Origin of the sequence: Microbacterium sp. GXS0129 (genome assembly GCF_044769785.1) — a bacterium.
Lineage (GTDB): Bacteria > Actinomycetota > Actinomycetes > Actinomycetales > Microbacteriaceae > Microbacterium > Microbacterium nymphoidis.
Map to the genome: position 1 here is coordinate 236193 of NZ_JBIZVZ010000001.1, position 15568 is coordinate 251760.

The 15568-nt window shown below is 69.4% G+C and carries 16 protein-coding genes; 8 read left to right on the top strand and 8 right to left on the bottom strand.

Going from position 1 to position 15568, the window contains the following annotated elements; all coding sequences use genetic code 11:
* Positions 1-120 precede the first annotated feature (120 nt).
* A complete protein-coding gene (locus ACIQJ5_RS01060) occupies positions 121-3549 on the top strand; it encodes a bifunctional proline dehydrogenase/L-glutamate gamma-semialdehyde dehydrogenase (RefSeq protein ID WP_402839984.1) in 3429 nt (1142 codons plus the stop codon).
* A gap of 58 nt (positions 3550-3607) precedes the next feature.
* On the opposite strand, the gene ACIQJ5_RS01065 is transcribed toward ACIQJ5_RS01060, so the two are convergent.
* Genes ACIQJ5_RS01065 through ACIQJ5_RS01075 form a run of 3 tightly spaced genes read right to left on the bottom strand, consistent with a single transcriptional unit; the run spans position 3608 to position 4915 of the window.
* Positions 3608-3883: a hypothetical protein gene (locus ACIQJ5_RS01065; RefSeq protein ID WP_231090881.1), complete on the bottom strand. Its 276-nt coding sequence runs from the start codon at positions 3881-3883 to the stop codon at positions 3608-3610.
* Positions 3884-3923: 40 nt separating this feature from the next.
* A complete protein-coding gene (locus ACIQJ5_RS01070) occupies positions 3924-4346 on the bottom strand; it encodes a DUF1801 domain-containing protein (protein ID WP_402839987.1) in 423 nt (140 codons plus the stop codon).
* A complete protein-coding gene (locus tag ACIQJ5_RS01075; protein WP_402839990.1) occupies positions 4343-4915 on the bottom strand; it encodes an HhH-GPD-type base excision DNA repair protein in 573 nt (190 codons plus the stop codon). The genes ACIQJ5_RS01070 and ACIQJ5_RS01075 overlap by 4 nt, the downstream gene beginning before the upstream one ends.
* 56 nt (positions 4916-4971) lie before the next feature.
* Here ACIQJ5_RS01075 and ACIQJ5_RS01080 point away from each other — a divergent pair, with 56 nt between their 5' ends.
* The 4 genes from ACIQJ5_RS01080 to ACIQJ5_RS01095 all read left to right on the top strand — a co-directional run bounded on the left by ACIQJ5_RS01080 (position 4972) and on the right by ACIQJ5_RS01095 (position 7634).
* Positions 4972-6366, top strand: a complete 1395-nt coding sequence (locus tag ACIQJ5_RS01080; RefSeq protein ID WP_402839993.1) for a protoporphyrinogen/coproporphyrinogen oxidase — start codon at positions 4972-4974, stop codon at positions 6364-6366.
* Positions 6367-6567: 201 nt separating this feature from the next.
* Positions 6568-6957: a hypothetical protein gene (locus tag ACIQJ5_RS01085; protein WP_402839996.1), complete on the top strand. Its 390-nt coding sequence runs from the start codon at positions 6568-6570 to the stop codon at positions 6955-6957.
* A 1-nt stretch (position 6958) separates the two neighbouring features.
* The gene (locus tag ACIQJ5_RS01090) at positions 6959-7369 is read left to right on the top strand and encodes a phage holin family protein (RefSeq protein ID WP_231090877.1); all 411 of its coding nucleotides are present in this window, start codon (positions 6959-6961) and stop codon (positions 7367-7369) included.
* Entirely contained in the window at positions 7359-7634 is a 276-nt protein-coding gene (locus tag ACIQJ5_RS01095; protein WP_231090876.1) for a hypothetical protein, read from the top strand. The genes ACIQJ5_RS01090 and ACIQJ5_RS01095 overlap by 11 nt, the downstream gene beginning before the upstream one ends.
* Positions 7635-7647: 13 nt before the next feature.
* On the opposite strand, the gene ACIQJ5_RS01100 is transcribed toward ACIQJ5_RS01095, so the two are convergent.
* Entirely contained in the window at positions 7648-8655 is a 1008-nt protein-coding gene (locus tag ACIQJ5_RS01100; RefSeq protein ID WP_402840000.1) for an FUSC family protein, read from the bottom strand.
* A gap of 255 nt (positions 8656-8910) precedes the next feature.
* Between ACIQJ5_RS01100 and ACIQJ5_RS01105 the strand changes: the two genes are divergently transcribed.
* Positions 8911-9708 carry a uroporphyrinogen-III synthase gene (locus tag ACIQJ5_RS01105; protein WP_402840003.1) on the top strand — a complete coding sequence of 266 codons (798 nt, stop codon included), beginning with the start codon at positions 8911-8913 and terminating at the stop codon, positions 9706-9708.
* Positions 9705-10685 (top strand): 2-phospho-L-lactate transferase, encoded by a 981-nt coding sequence (gene cofD, locus ACIQJ5_RS01110; protein WP_402840006.1) that lies wholly within the window; start codon positions 9705-9707, stop codon positions 10683-10685. The genes ACIQJ5_RS01105 and cofD overlap by 4 nt, the downstream gene beginning before the upstream one ends.
* A gap of 95 nt (positions 10686-10780) precedes the next feature.
* Here the strand turns inward: cofD and ACIQJ5_RS01115 are convergent, their stop codons facing one another.
* Complete coding sequence (locus ACIQJ5_RS01115; RefSeq protein WP_402840009.1) at positions 10781-11452, bottom strand: 2-phospho-L-lactate guanylyltransferase; 672 nt, start codon at positions 11450-11452, stop codon at positions 10781-10783.
* Positions 11449-12471 (bottom strand): glucose-6-phosphate dehydrogenase (coenzyme-F420), encoded by a 1023-nt coding sequence (fgd, locus tag ACIQJ5_RS01120; RefSeq protein ID WP_231090871.1) that lies wholly within the window; start codon positions 12469-12471, stop codon positions 11449-11451. The genes ACIQJ5_RS01115 and fgd overlap by 4 nt, the downstream gene beginning before the upstream one ends.
* A 122-nt stretch (positions 12472-12593) precedes the next feature.
* On the opposite strand from fgd, the gene ACIQJ5_RS01125 reads away from it, so the two are divergent.
* Positions 12594-13049, top strand: a complete 456-nt coding sequence (locus ACIQJ5_RS01125; protein WP_231090870.1) for a hypothetical protein — start codon at positions 12594-12596, stop codon at positions 13047-13049.
* On the opposite strand, the gene ACIQJ5_RS01130 is transcribed toward ACIQJ5_RS01125, so the two are convergent.
* Both ACIQJ5_RS01130 and ACIQJ5_RS01135 read right to left on the bottom strand, forming a co-directional pair.
* Entirely contained in the window at positions 13039-14070 is a 1032-nt protein-coding gene (locus tag ACIQJ5_RS01130) for a lipase family protein (protein ID WP_402840013.1), read from the bottom strand. The genes ACIQJ5_RS01125 and ACIQJ5_RS01130 overlap by 11 nt on opposite strands.
* Entirely contained in the window at positions 14067-15488 is a 1422-nt protein-coding gene (locus tag ACIQJ5_RS01135) for a M28 family peptidase (protein WP_231090868.1), read from the bottom strand. The genes ACIQJ5_RS01130 and ACIQJ5_RS01135 overlap by 4 nt, the downstream gene beginning before the upstream one ends.
* Positions 15489-15568: the final 80 nt, after the last annotated feature.

Sequence of the window (15568 nt, forward strand, 5' to 3'; positions counted from 1 at the left end):
ACTCCTTGGAATCATCGGGAAAGGCGAACGGTATTCATCGAAATCATTCGCTGTACCGAACATACCCTGTGGCACCACACTGAGATCATCCCCACCCCTGACATCCGCCCAGGAGGCACCGTGTCCGAGAGCATCACCACCACCGACGAGGTCCGCACATCCGATGTGGTCGCGACCGTTCGCCGCTGGCTCGACGAGGCAGCCAAGCACCCCGTCGACCCCGCCGCGGAGCGTCTGGCCGGCGTGCTCAAGGATGAGCACGGGCTGGACTTCACCGTGGGATTCGTCGACGGCGTCATGCGCCCGGAGGATCTGGACGTCGCCGCCGCGAAGCTGAAGGAACTGCGCGGCCTCACTCCGTCTTTCCTGCCCGCCTACCTGCGCGGAGCGATTGGCCTCGGCGCGGCGTTCGCCCCGATCGTGCCGGGCATCGTCATCCCGACGGCGCGGCGTGTGCTGCGCGGCATGGTCGGCCACCTCGTCCTGGACGCGACGCCGGCGAAGCTGGGTCCTGCGATCGCGAAGCTGCGCCAGGGGGGCAACCGCCTGAACCTGAATCTCCTCGGCGAGGCGGTGCTCGGCGAGAACGAGGCAGCGCACCGGCTGAAGGGCACGCACGAGTTCCTCGCGCGCGATGACGTGGACTACGTGTCCATCAAGGTCTCCGCCGTGGTCAGCCAGCTGTCGATGTGGTCGTTCGACGAGGCCGTCACCAAGGTGGTCGAGAAGCTCACCCCGCTCTACGAGACGGCTGCGGCGGCGGAGAAGGCCGGCAAGGCGAAGTTCATCAACCTCGACATGGAGGAGTACCGCGACCTCGACCTCACCATCGCGGTCTTCACGAAGCTGCTCGACCAGCCGCAACTGAAGGACCTCGAGGCGGGCATCGTCCTGCAGACCTATCTGCCCGATGCGCTGGGTGCCATGCAGCACCTGCAGGAGTGGTCGGCGCAGCGCGTCGCCGCCGGCGGCGCCCCCATCAAGGTGCGCGTCGTGAAGGGCGCGAACCTGGCGATGGAGCACGTGGACGCTGCGGTGCACGGCTGGCCCGTCGCCACCGTCGCCAGCAAGCAGGACGCGGACACCAACTACAAGCGCGTCCTCGACTGGGCCATGACCCCGGAGCGCATCGCCAACCTCCGACTCGGCGTGGCGGGGCACAACCTCTTCGACGTCGCGCACGCGTGGCTGCTCTCGAAGGCGCGGGGCGTGCAGGCCGGCGTCGAGTTCGAGATGCTGCTCGGCATGGCCACCGGTCAGGCGGAGGCGGTGCGCGGCGACGTCGGCCAGCTCCTGCTCTACACGCCGGTCGTCAACCCGAGCGAGTTCGACGTGGCGATCGCGTACCTGATCCGTCGTCTGGAGGAGAACGCGTCGCAGGACAACTTCATGTCCGCGGTGTTCGAGCTCGACTCCGATGCATCGCTGTTCGCCCGTGAGCAGGCACGGTACGAGGCGTCGCTGGCGGAGTTCCTGCGGACCCGCGACGAGGTCCCCACGCCGAACCGGGTGCAGAACCGTCAGGACGAAACGCCGGATGCCCCGTCCAGCGGCTTCCGCAACGAGCCCGACACCGATCCCGCCATCGCGGCGAACCGCGCCTGGGGGCGCGCGATCCTCGAGCGTGCCAAGACGAGCGAGGAGGGCGTGGCAATCATCGCCGATGCGCACGTGCCCACGGCCGCGGCGCTGGAGAGCGTCATCGCCGGCGCCCACGACGCCGGGGCCGGCTGGGGCGCGTTGTCCGGTGACGAGCGGGCCGAGATCCTGCACGGCGCCGGCCGCTCGCTGGCTGCCAACCGCGGCCGGCTGATCGAGGTCATGGCCTCGGAGGCGGGCAAGACCATCGCCGAAGCGGATGTGGAAGTCAGTGAGGCCATCGACTTCGCCCACTACTACGCCGAGCTTGCGCGCGGCCTCGACCACATCGACGGCGCCACCGCGGTTCCGTCGCGTCTCACGGTCGTCGTGCCGCCGTGGAACTTCCCCACCGCCATTCCCGCCGGTGGAGTGCTCGCCGCTCTCGCAGCGGGCTCGGCTGTCATCATCAAGCCGGCACGACTCACCAAGCGCACCGGTGCTGTGATGGTCGATGCGCTCTGGCAGGGCGGTGTGCCGCGCGATGTGCTCCGTCTGGTCGAGCTCGCCTCGGGGGAACTGGGCTCACAGCTCGTCGCCGACGAGCGGGTGGATCGCGTGATCCTCACCGGCTCGTCCGAGACCGCGGAGCTGTTCCGCTCCTTCCGCCCGGACCTGCCGCTGCTCGCGGAGACCAGCGGAAAGAACTCGATCATCGTCACGCCCTCCGCCGATCTCGATCTGGCCGCCGCCGATGTGGTCAAGAGCGCCTTCGGTCACGCGGGCCAGAAGTGCTCGGCCGCATCGCTCGTGATCCTGGTGGGCTCCGTCGCCACCTCCGAGCGGTTCCGCCGTCAGCTGGTCGATTCCGTGCGCTCGCTCCGCGTCGGCTACCCCACCGACCCCACGACGGTCATGGGCCCCATCGTGGAGGAGGCCAAGGGCAAGTTGCTCTCGGGTCTGACTACGCTCGGCAAGGGCGAGAAGTGGCTCATCGAGCCGAAGCAGCTCGACGACACCGGCAAGCTGTGGTCGCCCGGTGTTCGCACCGGTGTGAAGAACGGCTCCGAGTACCACCTCACCGAGTACTTCGGCCCGATCCTCGGCATCATGGAGGCGGCGAACCTCGAGGAGGCCATCGCGATGCAGAACGCGGTGGACTACGGCCTCACCGCCGGTCTGCACTCGCTCGACCGCGATGAGGTGGCCACCTGGCTCGGTAAGGTCCAGGCGGGAAACCTGTACGTCAACCGCGGTATCACCGGCGCGATCGTCCAGCGCCAGCCGTTCGGCGGCTGGAAGCGCTCCGCTGTGGGCGCGGGCGGGAAGGCCGGCGGGCCGAACTACCTGCACGGCCTGGTCGACTGGCGAGACGCTGCTCCCGAGTCGCGTCCGGTGACCCTCACCACGGCCATCGAAGCGGTCGTCTCCGCTGCGGACGACGCCTGGCTCCGTGCCGCTGTCGCCACCGACGAGCGGGCCTGGCAGGACGAGTTCGGCGTGGCACGCGATGTGTCCGCCCTCGGAGTGGAGCGCAACGTGTTCCGTTACCTGCCGACGCCGGTGACGGTCCGCGTGGCCGGGGACGCCTCGGAGATCCAGGGTGTGCGTGCTGTGCTCGCGGGCGTGCGCGCCGGATCTGACGTCACGGCGTCGTTCGCCACCGCTCCGTCGAAGAAGGTCGCCGCGGCGCTCGCTGCTGCCGGCGTCCAGGTCTCCGTCGACAAGGACGCCGCCTGGCTGAAGACGCTCGCGAAGAAGGGCTCATCCACCGGGCGCATCCGTCTCGTGGGCGGATCGGCGGCCGACGTCGCCGCCGCGCTGCAGGGCTCCATCGACGTCGCCGTGTGGTCGCACCCCGTCACCAGCGCCGGGCGTGTGGAGATGCTGCCGTTCCTGCACGAGCAGGCGGTGTCCATCACGAACCACCGCTTCGGCAACCCCACGACGCTGTCCGACGGCCTCCTCTAACCTTCGTTTCATAGCGCGCGATTGGCTCCAAACCTCGGGTTTTGGAGCCAATCGCGCGCTATGAACGCGGTGTGATGGTGATGCGGCCCCGCGTGAGGGCATCCTCCGTGGGGTTGCCGCCATCCGGGCTGGGTACCTCGATCGGAAGCTCCTGCTCGGCGTCCCAGATGGCGCGTGCCTGGGCGGCGGATGGCGCCCACACCTCGTCGAACATGCCGATGGTCGCGCCCGAGGTCGATCCGCGCCGTCCGCGGTTGAAGAAGAACCCCACCACGAGGGAGACGAGCACCAGCAGCGGCAGCGCCACTGTGAACCACCCCAGGATGTCCTTCATGTCTTGAGGGTAGGACGCCTCCGCCGGCCGGGCAATCGGGTCAGCGGACCTCGAGGGTCATTCCAGGGATCCCGTCCGAGAGAGCGATGGCGTGGGACCGCTCCAGAATGCGACGGAGCACGGCGAGGTCGACGGCGGCGAGATCCTTCAGGTACAGGCAGCCCTTCGTGAACGTATGCGGACCGAGTTCGCCCAGGTCGTCCGCGTGCGGGTCTGCACCCTCCAGGAGGTAGATCGTGCTGGCGGCTTTTCGCGGAGCGAACGCAGCCAGAGGCATATCGCCTTCGGCACCGGTGGGATAGCGGTAGTGGCAGGCGCCGAAGCCCACGATGGTTCCCCAGAGTGCCGGCTCGTGGCCGGTCACCTCTCCGAGCATGGCAACGAGCGTCCCCGCATCCCGGCGTCGCCTGTCAGGCGTGACCGCCGCGATGAACCCGGCCACATCCCCGCCGGTGGGCCTCACCGGGGCGCCTTGGCCGCAGCCTTCACGGACTTCTTGAACTCGCGCACCTTCACCAGGGATTCGGGAGAGGTGATGTCGGCAACGGAGCGGAACGACCCCTCGTCGCCGTACGAGCCCGCGGCCTCACGCCACCCCGCGCCGGTGAACCCGTACTGCTTGCCCAGGAGTGCCAGGAAGATGCGCGCCTTCTGGTCGCCGAATCCGGGCAGCGCCTTGAGCCGCTTGAGCACGGTCGCGCCGTCGGGGGAGTCCTTCGTCCAGATCTGCGACGCGTCGTCGTCCCACTCCGTCGCGATGACTTCACACAGGGCCTGGACCCGTCCGGCCATCGACCCCGGATAACGATGCACGGCGGGCGTCTGCTTGAACGCTTCCGTGAAAGCCTCGGGATCGTACCCGGCGATCGTCGCCGCATCCATCGTCCCCACGCGCTGCTGGATCTTCAGCGGGCCGGAGAACGCCGTCTCCATGGCGACCTGCTGATCCAGCAGCATGCCGATGAGCAGTGCGAGCGGGTTCTCGGTGAGCAGTTCGTCCGCCGCGGTGTCGTCCGTGATGTGCAGTGCCATACGCCCAGTGTTGCATCGGCGCTCCGGCACGGGAAGGCGGATGGGAGGATGGTGGAGTGTCCGACGTCTCCGATCTCGTAGCAGCCGCCCAGCACACACCCGTCGTGGTGATCGGGGGTGGGATCGGCGGGCTGGTCGCCGCGTATGAGTGCGCTAAGGTCGGCATGCCCGTGACGCTCCTCGAAGCTTCTGAGCGTCTGGGCGGATCCGTTCGCACCGTGGACGTCGGAGGGGTGCGCGCGGACGCTGGAGCCGTGTCCTTCGCCGCGGACGGGGCGGTCGACCGGCTCATCGACGCTCTCGGGCTGGCCGAACTCGGGCTGGACGGCGGGCGCGTCGCGCAGCGCACCGGTGTCCGTTCGACGACGAGCGCACGCGGGCTGGTGCCGCTTCCCGACGGCGTGCTGGGCATTCCGGCCAACCCGTTCCTCACGGACGCGGTGCGCATCATCGGCTGGGGTGGCGCCTGGCGCGGCTACCTGGACCGGTTGCGCCCACCGCTGACGATCGGGCACGAGAACCGCCTGGGCGTGCTGGTGCGCAAGCGCATGGGCGCGAAGATCGAGCACCGCCTGGTCGCCCCGGTCACCCGTGGATCGCTGGGCCTCGCACCCGACGAGGTCGACGTCTCCGTCGCTGCCCCTGAGCTCAACCCCGCGCTCACCCGTCAGGGATCGCTCTCCGGCGCGGTCGCGGAGATGCTTGGCGACGCGTCCGCCCGGCCCCGGCTCACGCTCGCGAACGGGATGGAGACGCTCGTCACCGCGCTGGAGCGCCGCATCGCCGAACTCGGCGGGCGAGTCCTGCTCGCGACGGCTGCCGAGTCGATCGTTCGCACCGGTGACACCTACCGCGTGACCGGCCGTCACACCGCCGACCACTCCGAGGATCCCGAGGGCGACGCCGCCGTGCCGGAGGAGTTCACCGCCGCCGTGGTCGTCCTGGCAGCCGAGGAACATGCGGCGCGACCGCTGTTGCACGGAATCGTCGAGCTTCCCGCGGAGTTCACCCCCCGGTCGCGGCTGACCACCCTCACCGCGATCGTCGATGGGGCACCCGCGTGGGGAGCAGGGGTGTACCCCCAGCCGGCTGACTCGGACATCGTCAGCATCGACGACCTCACCGCGCAGTGGGACGTCGGTGCTGATGCGGGTGCCCGGGTCGTGCGTGCCCGCCTCGCCGGGGTCCACACCCCGGCGGAGGCCACCGCGCAGCTGGAAGGCGTGCTGGGAGTCTCGGTCCGCGACGCGGTGATGGCCGATTTCGATGTCGCCCCGCATCGCGAACAGCGCGGGTTCGCCGCCGCAGCCGCACGTCTGCACGATCCGAATCTCTGGCCCGCGGGCCTGGGTGCCACCGGGGCCTGGCTCGCCGGTGCCGGACTGGACCTCGTGGTCGCGGACGCACAGAGTACGGCGGAGCGGCTTCGGCGAGGCGCGCTGTTCTCCTGAGCTCCGCTCGGCCAGTCCGTGTTCGATGGCGGATGGAAAAGCACACCCGGGGGAGTCGATCGGCGGTGCGTTCTCCATCTCCCACCGTGCAATCCCCGCCGGTCCGCTGCGCTGCGCTGGCTGACAGAGCAGTGGATGCCGGAATCGGAATATAGGGTTACGCTGGTCTCGCACACCAGCAGACGCTGCGGGGGAGGACCCATGAAGGGCAAGATCGGACTGGTCGTCGGCATCGGCATCGGATACGTACTCGGAACACGCGCCGGGCGAGAGCGGTACGAGCAGATCAAGGAAGCCGCGGGCAAGGTCTGGAACCTGCCGCAGGTGCAGACCCAGGTCGCCAAGGTCGAAGATCTGGCGAAGTCCGCGGCGCTCGCGCTGCCGCGCACGCTCTTGAACACCGGCGTCAAGGTGGCCCAGGCGGCCGCCGGCTCCGGCACCACCGGGCAGAAGCTGGATCGAGCCACCGCCACGGCGCGCGCTGAGGCACCCACGGTGAAGCGCGCCGCCGCCGAGTCGATCGACGAGGTGGTCGAGGCCGCCGATGAGGTCGCGGAGAAGCTCAAGAAGCCCCGCACGAAGAAGGGCTGACATGACGACTCCACGCGGATTCCGCGATCGCGCGGACGACGGCCTGCTCACCCTGCTCGGGGAGGTCCCGGAGCTTGTTCGCAATCTGGTCATCGCCGAGTTCAACGCCGCCAAGGCGTGGGTCACGCGCACGGCCAAGCACGCCGGCATCGGTGTGGCGTGGTTCCTGGCCGCCCTCTTCTTCCTGTTCTGGTCCATTCCGGCGCTGGGCACGTTCTTCATCGCGGGCCTGGCGTCGTGGATGCCGGTCTGGCTGTCGGCGCTCATCGTCTTCGTGATCATGCTGCTGATCGCCGCCGTGCTCGCCGTGCTCGGAGTCTTCCGCATGAAGAAGATCGCTGCCGACGAGAATCCGGTGCAGGCCGCACAGACCGATGTGAAGATCGTGAAGGATATCGCTGATGAGCTCTGATCGTTCCGCCGCTGTTCCGCGCACCGCCGTTCCGCTGGGGATCAACGACCCCGTCGAGGCCGCACGCGCCGAGCTCAAGGCTGCGCTGAGCGCCATCGAAGAGAAGGTCAACGTGCCCAAGCAGGCGCAGAAGGCCACCGTGAAGGCTCAGCTGTTCGCCCGTCGTGAGCCTCTCAAGGCGGCCCTGGTCGCTGTCGGAGTCGCGGTCGCGGTCGGCGGCATCGTCTGGTCTGTGGTGCGTTCGGTCACCGACCCTCGCGGCTGAGTTTCGCGGTCGCTCAGCGCCGGCGGAAGGTGCCCGGACGGGTCAGATAGCCGATCCCGACGCCCACCACCACGCCGATGATCGTCTCGATCCCGCGATCCAGGATGAGCCCGGCTGTCGGAGCGGGTGAAGCCAGGTGCACCATGAGCAGGGCCAGCGGTGTGATGAACAGCAGTGCCAGGACGTAGTTGCGCCCCACGAGGAGCTCCACGGCGAACTGCAGCACGATGACGATGACCAGCGCCACCAGTGTGGGAGGGCTCCACCACAGCAGGAGCGCCGCGAGGGCCAGGCCGATCACGGTTCCCACGATCCGCTGCACGCCGCGCACGAGCTGCGGCACGAACTCACGTGACGCCAGCGGCACCACCGCCGATACCATCGCCCAGTAGGGGTGGCCGATGCCGATCGACGTGGCGATGGTTCCCGCGATCAGCACTCCCGCTGCGGCACGGATCACGTGGCGCAGCTCGATCGGATGCGCCTCGGGCCGAGCCCCGGTGAGCGAGCGCCCGCGCCGCAGGGCCCCCGTTGCGCCCAGCAGGATCGAGAACGCCGCGACGGAGACGCTCACCACGGTGGCGGGAACGAGCAGGGCGGGTGTCGCGGGGATCGATGCACAGGCAGTGAAGGCGAAGATCGGGAACAGCGCCCCCGGGGGATGCCAGCGCTGACGATCACTGAGCGCGGCAGAACCTGCGGCGAGGAGGGCGGCCAGAGGGATCACCAGCCATGATCGCGCCGGTGACAGCCCCACGAGCACCCCTCCGATGACGGAGGCGACCAGCACGCCTCCGGCCACGGACTGCATGCGCAGGCGGCCGGCGTAGTCCGACGAACGGCCATACAGCGAAGTGAACGCACCGAAGGCCGCATAGATCGACCACTCCACGTGGTCGATGCTGAACAGAACGAGCAGTGGCACCGCGATGGAGAGCCCGGCGCGCAGGGCCACGCGGTGCGCACCGGAGTGCGGACCGAAGCCGAGCAACCCCTGGATGAGCGGATGCCGATCGGTCATCGTTCCATTGTCTCTCATGCGTCTGAATGCATCATGGAAATCCCGGATCACGAGCGAATGCGACCCGGAACCACGAGCGGAACCGGGCAGGGGGGAAACGAAACGCCGGATCGGGGGTATATTCAAGGGAAACAGGCAGTTGCAATGGTGCGGACACTGCCGGTGGCGTGCGCCCATGCGCATCTTTCGCCCGGGTCCGCCACTCTCCCTGAGATCGTCATCCTCCCGGCGATCCACGCCCCTGAGAGAGTTGTCATGACTACAGCCAACGAACATCACGAGAAGCCGCTGACCGGCTGGCGCGTTCTCGTTCCCCGCGGTGGTCCCTGGGGCGACGGCGTCGCCGCCAGCCTGCGCGACCAGGGAGCCATCCCCGTGGTCGCCCCTCTCATCAACTTCGCTGCGACGACGGATGCCGCAGCCCTCGATGACGCGCTGCGCCGGCTGCAGGACGGCGAGTTCGACTGGCTCACCGTCACCAGCGCCACAACGGTCGACGTCCTCTACGCCCAGCGCACCGTCGTTCCCGCGAAGACGCGGATCGCGGCCGTCGGCGAGACCACGGCTGCGGCGCTCCAGGCGGCGGGCTATACGGTGGACCTCGTGCCGGCGGAGGACAACTCCTCGGCGGGCATGGCGGCTGATCTGATCGCGCTGGAGACGGAGCCGAAGAAGTTCCTCACGCTGCGAAGTGAGCAGGCGAAGCCGGTCCTCACCGAAGCGCTGCTGGGTGCCGGGCACCACGTGCATCAGGTGGTGGCATATCGCACGGTGGGCGTGCCGGTGACGGAGCGCATCGCCCGCGACGTCGCCAACGGGCGCATCAACGCGATCCTCGTCACGTCGGGTTCGGTCGCGGCCCAGGTGCGCGAGCAGTTCGCGGTGATTCCGGAGGAGACGATCATCGCGGCGATTGGTCCTCGTACCGCCAAGGACGCGCGTGGTCTCGGACTCAACGTGGACATCATCGCCGACCAGCAGACCGTCGATGCGCTCATCGCCGCGGTCTCCAAGTTCCCGCTGCCGCACGCCGCGGACGAGTTCGCCCGATGAGGCGGGTCGTGATCCTGGCCGGCGGCGTCGGCGGGTCACGATTCACCCTCGGGGTGCGAGAAGCGCTTCGCCGCCGTGGTGAGGCGCACCAGATCACGGTCATCGCCAACACCGGCGACGATCTGTGGCTGAGCGGCGTGCGGCTGCAACCCGACATCGATTCGCTGCTGTATGCGCTGGCCGGTGTGAACGACACCGAGCGCGGGTGGGGCCGGGCCGGGGACACGGAACGCGTCAACGCGGAGCTGCAGGCGTGGGGCGGCGGATGGCCGTGGTTCACTCTCGGCGACCTCGATCTCGGCACCCACCTCGCCCGAACCGGATGGCTCCGCGACGGCGCCACAGTGTCCGAGGTGGTGGCCCGTCTCAACGGACGGTGGGACCTCGGTGCGCGAATCCTCCCGATGACCGATGCCGAGGTGGACACCATCGTCCACCTTCGCGACGGATCCCGCATGCACTTCCAGGAGTGGTGGACGCGTCACCGCGCCGCTCGTGCCCCGGAGCGGTTCGTGAACCCGGGAATCGAGCAGGCTCATCCGGCGCCCGGTGTGCTCGAGGCGCTCGCCGAGGCCACGGATGTTCTCATCGCGCCATCCAACCCGGTGGTCTCCCTCGGGCCGATCCTCGCCGTGCCCGGCATCCGCGAGGCGCTTGCGCTCGCTCCGGCCCCCGTTGTGGGTGTATCGCCGGTGATCGGCGGCGCCGTGGTGCGAGGCATGGCGGATGTGTGTCTGCCCACCATCGGGGTCGAGACGTCGGCGGCCGCGATCGCGGGACTCTACGGTGCACGTGATCGCGGCGGCCTGCTGGATGCCTGGTTGATGGCCGAGGAGGACGTGGCGCTCGCACCGGGTGTGGCGGCCGGAGGCATCGACGTGTCGGTGGTGCCGCTGTGGATGCGGGACGCCGACACCTCCGCTGCGCTCGGGGACGCCGCGCTGTCGGTCCGCGACGACGAGGGCTTCGCGGGCTGAAGCCTGCCGACGGTGCCGATCGGGGACCGGCGCACCTGGTGGCGCCTCCTCCCCGCCCCGCGGGCAGCTCAGCCCCGTGTCGCCGGGCCCGTTCTTCAGCCGGTCAGGGCGCGAGTGCGCGGGCCCAGGGTGAGCTCTGGTGCGTCGCGAGCGGCGTTCAGCTGCACCGGGGTGTCCACATCGCGGCGCAGCGACGGGGCGGCCGCCAGCGGTGTTGCACCCGCAGCCAGGTGCCGGGCGAAGGAGTCATGGCCGAACGAGGGCTGCAGAGCACGCGGATGCTGCGCGGTGAGCATGACGGTGCCCACTCCCTCGCTGTCAGACACCGCGCCGTACGGTATGTCGGCGGCGAGGAGCAGGACAGCGTCCAGATCATCCGGATGCAGAGCGGGAAGGTCGGCGTGGATCACCGCGACGAACCCGCCACCGACGCTGTTCAGTCCGGCACGGACGGCGTCGTTGAGCGCATGCTCGACCGCATCCGCCCGGTCCGCGCGAGCGGTTCTCACCGATTCCGGCGCTGCGGTCTCTTCGGCGACGACGTCCACCGCTGCGCTCGTGATCTGCTCCCGAGCCGCATCCGCGAGCGCGGCGTCGGATGTCACCAGCACGATCCGCTCCACCCGCCGGGCGGCGGCGATGCGCTCCAGGGTGTCGAGCGCGATCGCCCGCGCGAGCTGCGCATCCGCCCGCAGGCGTGATTTGCCGTGCGAGGTGTGTTTGACGGGGACGACCACCGTCCACCCCGCGGGTGCCGCAGCGCTCACCGGCGCGCAGCGGCCTCGCGTGCGCGGAGGCGGGGCAGCACTTCTTCGCCGTAGAGACGCAGGAAGGCCTCCTGGTCCTCGCCGGGGTCATGGAAGACCAGGTGGCGGAATCCGAGGTCGCGGTAGTGCTCGATGGCGGCGACGTGCTGGTCGACATCGTCGGACACGATGAACCTCGAGGCGGCGCGCTCGATGGGCAGCGCATCGGCGAGCCGTTCCATCTCCACCGGATCGTGAACGCTCGTCTTCTCTTCGGGAGACAGCGCCAGGTTCGCCCAGAACCGCGTTTTCTCCTGGGCTTGCGCGATGGTCGGCGCCAGGGAGACCTTGACCTCGATCAGCGTGTCGATGTCGTCCCTCGTGCGCCCCTGCTTGCCGAGCCCCTCGTCGAGCGCGGGGAGGAGAGTATCCGTGTAGAGCGTGTCGTCCTTGCCGCTCGTCGTGATGAACCCGTCCGCGATCCGGCCGGCCAGGCGTGTGGCCGCCGGTCCCGCGGCGCCGATGTATATGGGCACGCGCTGGTCCGGGCGGTCGTAGATCGTGGCGTCGTGGGTGGTGTAGTAGGTGCCGTCGAACGTGACACGCTCTTCGCTCCACAGCCGGCGGATCAGCGTGATGGCCTCTTTCAGGCGCTGGAAGCGCTCGGGCGAATCGGGCCAGGGCTGTCCCAGCGTCACCTCGTTCAGTGCCTCCCCGGTGCCCACGCCCAGGATGATGCGGCCCGGGTTCATCACGCCGAGTGTGCCGAACGCCTGAGCGATGACCCCGGGGTGATACCTCAGCGTCGGGGTGAGCACAGAGGTTCCGAGCAGGACGCGCTCGGTGCGCTCGCCGAGGGCTCCCAGGAGCGGGATCGCGGCCGGTGCGTGACCGCCTCGGTGCCGCCAGGGCTGGAGGTGATCGCTCACGAACACGGAGTCGAAACCCACCTGCTCGGCGATACGACCGAAATCGACCAGCTCGCGCGGACCGAACTGCTCCGAAGACGCCTTATAGCCCAGCCGCAGCGGAACGCTCATCACGACTCCCTTCCTCTCCCGCCATCCTTCCACCCGCGACCGACAGCGGGGCGTCCCCGATCGTTAGGGCTTCGTAGCGATTCTCCCTGCCGCCTGTCGGTGGACGCTGGCAGACTGAGGGCATGGTGACGCTGCTGCTGGACTCTGCGAATCTCGAGATCTCGTTGTCCGTCACCGAGCGTGCCGCCGCCTTCGCACCCAGCAGCACGATCCGTGTCTCCCGCTCGGACATCACGCGGGTGCAGCTGACCGATGACCCGTGGACGTGGCTGCGCGGCGTCCGCAAGCCGGGTACGCAGATTCCCGGTGTGATCGCTGCGGGCACATGGAACTCCATCGCCGGCACCGACTTCGTCGTCGTGCGCGGTCACCGCGAGGGCGTCGTCATCGAGCTCACGGAGGATGCGCCCTACCAGCGGTTGCTGCTGACCACCCGTCACGGGCTCGCTCTGGTGAACGCACTGAGACTGGACGCGTCCGAGCAGCCGGAAGAGGTATCGGAGATGGTGGCGCACGCCGAGCCGAAGGCGCCGCGCAAGCGCAGCCCGAAGGGTGCCGCCCGCCCCGCTACGGCGTGACGTCGAGCTGCGCCGCGATCCAGTCCGCGGCCTCGGACGGGGCGTAACGGGCGCGCATCGTGCCGGAGTGGTGGGAGGGCCACCAGCGCCCGGTGAGCTCCGCTCCCGAACGTCGATACGTCTGCATGAGCGCCGCCGTGGAGATCGCGGGAGCGACCTCGTCGAACCGCGCCGCATCGATCCGTACCGGCGAGCGGAATCCGCGCAGGGCGGCCACGTCGTTGGCTCGGAAGGAGCGGTACAGGAGCCGGAAGAGCTCGTCGCCGGATCGTCCGCCGATCCGCGCAGGTGCGATGTCTCCCCAGGAGCCGGGGGCGGACAGCTCCGTGAGGCAGAGCCGATCCAGGTCGCCCCAGCGTGCACGCGCCCGGTCGCTGAGTCCGTCGGTGGCGATCAGCTCCCGCAGACGCTCGTCCTCGGTGCTCGCCCCGCGCAGCATGAGAGCGATGAGTGCGGAGACCACGCCAGAGCCCGGCACAGCGGCGGGGAGCGCTCGGGCGAGGCGGATGCTGAGGTCCATGCGGGTGACGGGCGTGAATGCGGCCGTGCCGCGCAGTCGAGAGCGGGAGTCGGGCTCCGGGGCCACCGATGCGAAGAGCGCGGCGACGGCGCCCTCCGAGTGCCCTGCGGCGAGCCAGTCATCGCCGAGCCGGTCATCGATGGTGCTGCGGGCACGCACCATGGCGCACAGGGACGCGCCCAGCGGCCGTCCGATCAGGTAGGGGTGCTCTCCCGCGCTGCCGATACCGGGGTAATCGGGACGCAGGACCGCGATTCCGCGGGAGAGGAGGGCGTCGCAGAGCGCGTCGCCCTGGGACATCCGCCGCCACTCGGGATGCTCGGGCGAACCGGTGCTGGGCGCCGAGCGACGAGATGCCCCGGTGGTCATGTGCCCGAACACCACCACGGGAAAGCCGGTGCTCGGGGCGGGGGCGTGCGGCACGTGGACGAGCCCCGTCTCGACGGTGCCATCCGCATCGAAGGCGACCGCGCGGGTGGTGCCGTGGACGAGACCGGTCACCAGCGCCCCCGCGGAAGCAGCCGGCGCAGGGCCGCCGGCATCGTGCCCAGCAGGGAGCCGCGTCGTCGTTCGGCGTCATCGATCACGTCGGTGAAGAACCGTGCGACCGGGGCGAGCTGGTCGACGTCGATGCGATCGATCGTGTCGACGTCGTCGTACAGATACAGCGGACCGGAGATGAGGCTCACCGTGGGCACGCCGGACACCAGCGTGAACGAGGCGTCGGTCGGGATCCCTCCGGCAAAGAACTCCAGCGGGGCGGCGCCCATCAGGGTGGTCGAATGCAGCGCGTTGCGGCGCACCGCGCGGGCGATGCGGGCGGTGAACGCAGGATTCACGTTGAGGAAGATGCCCCGGGGTTCGGTCTCACCGGTGGAGCGGAATCCGCCGTCTGCGCCCTCCACGGCTCGCAGGCCGATGTGCTCGATCGTGGTGTTCAGCACGATGTTCCAGGGCGAGTTGCGCGACAGCACGTAGCGACGGGCGAACTCCTGGTGTGCCTGATATCCCGTGAAGTGCGTGTCGAACGTGACGAACAGCAGGGTCTTGTCGCGCCGCGCGCCGCCCGCCGCCGCCCGGCCGTAGTGCTCCGCCAGCGCGATCACCTCCGCCGTGCCCGAAGCATCCTCCACCGCGCCCGCGCCGACGGAGTCGTGGTGCGACTGGATCATGATGGCGTCGTCACTGGCACCGGCGAGCACCCCGATCACGGTGCGTGAGATCACCTCCTCACGCGTGATGTCGAGGGTCAGAGCGGCGCTCGCGCGCTTCGCGAGGGCTGAGCGCAGCCGCTCGCCTCCGGCCCGTGTGACCCAGACACCCGGCAGGGGAAACAGCGTCCGGCGATAGTACTCGTTGTGGTAGCCGAGGGAATCGGGATAGTCGCGGAGGACGCCGATCACCCCGATCGCGCCCGCGGCTGCCGCCTCGCGCATGGTGCGCGCGAGCGACGTGACGTACGGGTTCCGGCTGCGCAGTACGTCTCGCCGCAGGACGCGGCGCCCCGGATCGTGGATGAACAGCGTCAGAGGCAGGGTGTGCGCGAGCGTCATGTCGAAGGTGAGATCGAACAGCACGATCGCTCCGCGGACGTCGTGGCTGCGCACGCGGCCTGCGCCGATATCCACGACAGGTGCATCCACACGGTGTTCGGCAACGCCCGTCCAGGTGTGGCCCGCCAGGCCCGAGTGCAGGATGGGTGAGCAGTCGATCCGGGTGTCGCCCACCGTCAGCCCGTGCTCGCGAGCACGCCATGCGTACGATGCCACCTCCATGATCTGGGTGTCGAGCCCGGCCTGCGCGAAGCGGCGCTGCACATAGCCGGCCGCGGCAGCCCCACCCGGACTCCCGGTGGCCCGCGGGGAGAGCGCGATCAGATCCTCGATGGTCGCCATCATCGCGGGAGCGGTCAGTGTCATCACTCCAGGTTAGGAATCCATATGCGTAGGTCGGACGGATGCGCCGGTTCCGTCAGACTGGAGCGTCACGGAGTCTAGGA